Source organism: Streptococcus mitis (assembly GCF_001579035.1).
Lineage (GTDB): Bacteria > Bacillota > Bacilli > Lactobacillales > Streptococcaceae > Streptococcus > Streptococcus mitis_J.
Genome location: NZ_KQ970286.1, coordinates 187961 through 192512 on the forward strand (window position 1 = coordinate 187961; position 4552 = coordinate 192512).

Sequence of the window (4552 nt, forward strand, 5' to 3'; positions counted from 1 at the left end):
CAAATTATTTTACAGTACCCATGTACGGATGGCATGGGCAACGCCAGATTCGTCATTTGTTTTAGTGATGTATTTGGCGATTTTTTTGAGTTCTGGATTTCCATTTTCCATAACAACGGGATTTCCAACGACTTCGAGCATGGCGCGGTCATTTTCTTCGTCCCCGATCGCCATGGTTTCATCTTTGGTCAATCCTAGTTTTTCAGCTAGGTGAGTGATGGCTGAGCCCTTGTCTACATTCTTTTTAAGGAGCTCAAGGTAGAAAGGAGCGGATTTATTGATGGAGTAGCGCTCATAAAATTCGGCTGGAATTTTTTCAATCGCAGCATCAAGAATCTCAGGTTCATCGATAAACATACATTTGACGATTTCCTTGTCAGCCATTTCTTCAGGAGTACGGTAGAAAATAGGCATGCTGACGAGGGTTGATTCGTGAACTGTGTATTTTCCGATATTGCGATTGGCAGTGTAGATCCCGTCCTTTGTAATAGCGTGCATGTGGACACCGAGCTTGCGACTGAGGAATTCCATATCCAGATAATCCTCATAGGTCAAGGATTCACTGATAATCTCATGGCCGGTCGCAGTTTCTTGGACAAGGGCACCGTTGAAGGTTACAACATAGTCACCCTCGTCTCTCAACTGCAAGTCGTCCAGAAGTTTGGCAACACCTGCGATGGGACGACCAGTTGCAATCACGACTTTGACACCAGCTTCTTTGGCATCTTGGATGGCAGAAAAGACTTCAGGAGTAATCTCCTTTTGACTGTTGACTAGGGTTCCGTCGATATCGACGGCGATTAGTTTAATACTCATAAATTTCCTCTTCTAGTTTTTATTTGGGGTAAAATGATCGTTCTCAATCAAGTGTAAAAATTGCTGGGTAATGCTAGCAAAGATACTGTTTTGGTCCAACATTTCTTTTGGAAAATAGAAACGATTATCTCCGTGGCGACTGCCAGCAAGGGATTGGACGATAGGAGACAGGCTAGAGAGTTCGGCCAGTTCTCCATTTTTTTGTAAAATCTCAATCTGTGTCCGTGGATTTTCAGATTCGGGACGATAGATATCATAAGGGAGGTCGAAGTTCTTATGAATGGCAGTGTAGTAGTCTGGATCAAAGCCGATATCCTCAACCAATTTTCTCATGCTAGTGAGTTGGTCTTGGTCCTCTTGTGAAAAGGTGATGGATTTAAAGACTTTGCGGTTGACAAAGCGTTGCGACAGGTCTGCAAGAATCTTGTCAGGACTGGTCATCCAGAGTTGGAAGTAGGTATTCATCACACCATCATCCAGAGCCAGATAGTCAGACAAGGTCACATTTTTTTCAAAGAAAGGCAGGAGATGTGGAGAAGTTCGTGCAAAGAAGTCCTTGTCCTCAGGATAGAGTTCCTTGGCGCGCTTGAGGAGATTCTGTAGGAGAACTTCCATGGCGCGTGTTGCTGGGTGGAAATAAACCTGCATGTACATCTGGTAGCGACTGAGGACGTAGTCTTCGATGGCGTGCATGCCATTGCGCTGAAAGGCGATACCATTTTCGACAGGACGAATGACTCGGAGGATGCGAGTCAGGTCAAATTCCCCATAAGATGCCCCCGTAAAATAGGAGTCGCGCAAGAGATAGTCCATACGGTCCGCATCAATCTGACTAGAAATGAGTTGCACAACCTGCTTGTTAGGATAGGTGTGATCAATGACACTGGCTACCTTTTCTGGGAAATCAGGTGCCACTTGTAGTAGGACTTGGTGAATCTCTGTCTCAGGACTTTGGATGATTTCTTGAGTAATGGCTTCATGGTCTGTATCAAAGAGATGTTCAAAAGTATGGGAGTAGGCACCATGCCCAAGGTCATGTAGGAGAGCAGCGGTCATGGTCAAGAGAGACTCGGCAGGATTCCATTCTTCTGGATATTTTTCTTCAAAAATCTCTGTGATGCGTCGTGCAATTTCATAGACCCCTAGACAGTGAGAGAAGCGGCTGTGCTCTCCACCGTGGAAGGTATAACTGGAAGTTCCTAGTTGCTTGATTCGGCGCAAGCGTTGAAATTCTTTTGTATTGATCAAGTCATAGATAATTTGATTATTGACATGGATGTAGTTGTGAACAGGGTCACGGAATACTTTTTCGTTCATATGACCATTATAGCAAAATCCTGCTCTTTTTGGTAAAATAGTAGGACAAGAGAGAAGAAAGAGGACCTGATGTGAAGATTCGGATGCGAAATACGATTCAGTTTGATGAGCAGTTGGAAGTGATTGACCAGCTTTATGATGTGGAAGTGCATGAAAAGGGAGATTATAGCTACCTGCTTTTCTATAATGAGGAAAAGGAAAAAGTGGTTATTAAATTTCATGGTCAAGAACTGGTGATGAGTCGATTTTCCAATCCCAAGACCATTATGCGCTTTCTAAAGGATAGTGATAGTTTAGCCTATATTCCCACACCTATGGGCATGCAGGAGTTTATCATCCAAACGAGCCATTATCAAGTTGATGGGCAAAAGATTGAACTAGATTATCAACTACAAAATCAAGAGGGACATCCCTTTGCTAGCTATCAATTGGAAATTACTTGGGGCTAGGCTCATGTCTTTTTCAAATTTAGCTAGCTATCTTCTCGGATTAGCCTGCTAATGTGGTAGATTAGACTAATTTTTGGTATAATAAAAGTTATGGAAATCGAAAAAACCAATCGTATGAATGCGCTCTTTGAATTTTATGCGGCGCTTTTGACAGATAAGCAAATGAATTATATCGAGCTCTACTACGCTGATGATTACAGCCTTGCTGAGATTGCCGAGGAGTTTGGTGTCAGTCGTCAGGCTGTCTATGATAATATCAAGCGGACAGAAAAGATTCTGGAAGATTATGAGATGAAATTGCACATGTACTCGGACTACATTGTCCGCAGTCAGATTTTTGACCAGATTTTGGAGCAGTATCCCAATGATGACTTTCTGCAGGAGCAGATAGAAATTTTAACAAGTATTGATAATAGAGAATAAGAGGAAGAAACATGGCATTTGAAAGTTTAACAGAACGTTTGCAGAACGTCTTTAAAAATCTACGTAAAAAAGGAAAAATCTCTGAATCTGATGTCCAAGAGGCAACCAAAGAAATTCGCTTGGCCTTGCTTGAGGCCGACGTTGCCTTGCCTGTTGTAAAGGACTTTATCAAGAAAGTTCGTGAGCGTGCAGTCGGACATGAGGTCATTGATACCCTTAATCCTGCGCAACAAATTATTAAAATCGTTGATGAGGAACTGACAACCGTTTTAGGTTCTGATACGGCAGAAATTATCAAGTCACCTAAGATTCCTACAATCATTATGATGGTCGGTTTGCAGGGGGCTGGTAAAACAACTTTTGCTGGTAAATTGGCCAACAAACTTAAGAAAGAAGAAAATGCTCGTCCTTTGATGATTGCGGCGGATATTTATCGTCCAGCTGCCATTGACCAGCTGAAGACACTGGGACAACAAATTGATGTGCCGGTTTTCGCTCTTGGAACAGAGGTTCCAGCTGTGGAGATTGTTCGTCAAGGTTTGGAACAAGCCCAAGCCAATCATAATGACTATGTCTTGATTGATACGGCAGGTCGTTTGCAGATTGATGAGCTCCTCATGAATGAACTTCGTGACGTGAAAGCCTTGGCTCAACCAAATGAAATCTTGCTTGTCGTTGATGCTATGATTGGTCAGGAAGCAGCCAATGTTGCGCGTGAGTTTAATGCTCAGTTGGAAGTGACTGGGGTCATCCTTACTAAGATTGACGGCGATACTCGTGGTGGTGCGGCTCTATCTGTTCGTCACATTACTGGTAAACCAATCAAGTTTACTGGTACAGGTGAAAAGATTACGGACATTGAAACCTTCCACCCAGACCGCATGTCTAGCCGTATCCTTGGCATGGGGGATATGCTTACGTTGATTGAGAAAGCTTCTCAGGAATACGATGAGCAAAAAGCCCTTGAAATGGCTGAGAAAATGCGTGAGAATACCTTTGATTTCAATGATTTCATCGATCAGTTGGATCAGGTACAAAACATGGGGCCAATGGAAGACTTGCTTAAGATGATTCCAGGTATGGCTAACAATCCAGCCCTTCAAAACATGAAGGTGGATGAGCGTCAGATTGCGCGCAAACGTGCTATTGTGTCTTCCATGACACCTGAAGAACGTGAAAATCCAGATTTGTTAAATCCAAGCCGTCGCCGTCGTATCGCTGCAGGTTCTGGAAATACCTTTGTCGAAGTTAATAAATTCATCAAAGACTTTAACCAGGCTAAACAGCTCATGCAAGGTGTCATGTCTGGTGATATGAACAAGATGATGAAGCAGATGGGAATCAATCCAAACAATCTTCCCAAAAATATGCCAAATATGGGAGGAATGGATATGTCTGCCTTTGAAGGAATGATGGGACAAGGTGGTATGCCTGACTTATCAGCTCTCGGAGGAGCAGGAATGCCAGATATGAGTCAGATGTTTGGTGGCGGACTAAAGGGTAAAATCGGTGAATTTGCTATGAAACAGTCTATGAAACGCATGGCG

5 protein-coding genes are annotated in these 4552 nt (G+C 43.1%); 3 read left to right on the top strand and 2 right to left on the bottom strand.

Annotation, left to right across the window (positions count from 1 at the left end):
* Positions 1–9 precede the first annotated feature (9 nt).
* Both yidA and SMIDD26_RS03235 read right to left on the bottom strand, forming a co-directional pair.
* Entirely contained in the window at positions 10–816 is an 807-nt protein-coding gene (yidA, locus tag SMIDD26_RS03230; RefSeq protein ID WP_061438893.1) for a sugar-phosphatase, read from the bottom strand.
* Positions 817–828: 12 nt separating this feature from the next.
* Positions 829–2133: an HD domain-containing protein gene (locus SMIDD26_RS03235; RefSeq protein WP_061438896.1), complete on the bottom strand. Its 1305-nt coding sequence runs from the start codon at positions 2131–2133 to the stop codon at positions 829–831.
* 71 nt (positions 2134–2204) lie between these two features.
* Here SMIDD26_RS03235 and SMIDD26_RS03240 point away from each other — a divergent pair, with 71 nt between their 5' ends.
* From SMIDD26_RS03240 to ffh, 3 genes are all read left to right on the top strand, one after another.
* Entirely contained in the window at positions 2205–2582 is a 378-nt protein-coding gene (locus SMIDD26_RS03240; protein ID WP_004238036.1) for a YwiB family protein, read from the top strand.
* Between the two features lie 90 nt (positions 2583–2672).
* Positions 2673–3005, top strand: a complete 333-nt coding sequence (locus SMIDD26_RS03245) for a putative DNA-binding protein (protein ID WP_049500404.1) — start codon at positions 2673–2675, stop codon at positions 3003–3005.
* 11 nt (positions 3006–3016) lie between these two features.
* The coding region (gene ffh, locus SMIDD26_RS03250; protein WP_061438897.1) for a signal recognition particle protein at positions 3017–4552 on the top strand (1536 nt) is incomplete at its 3' end.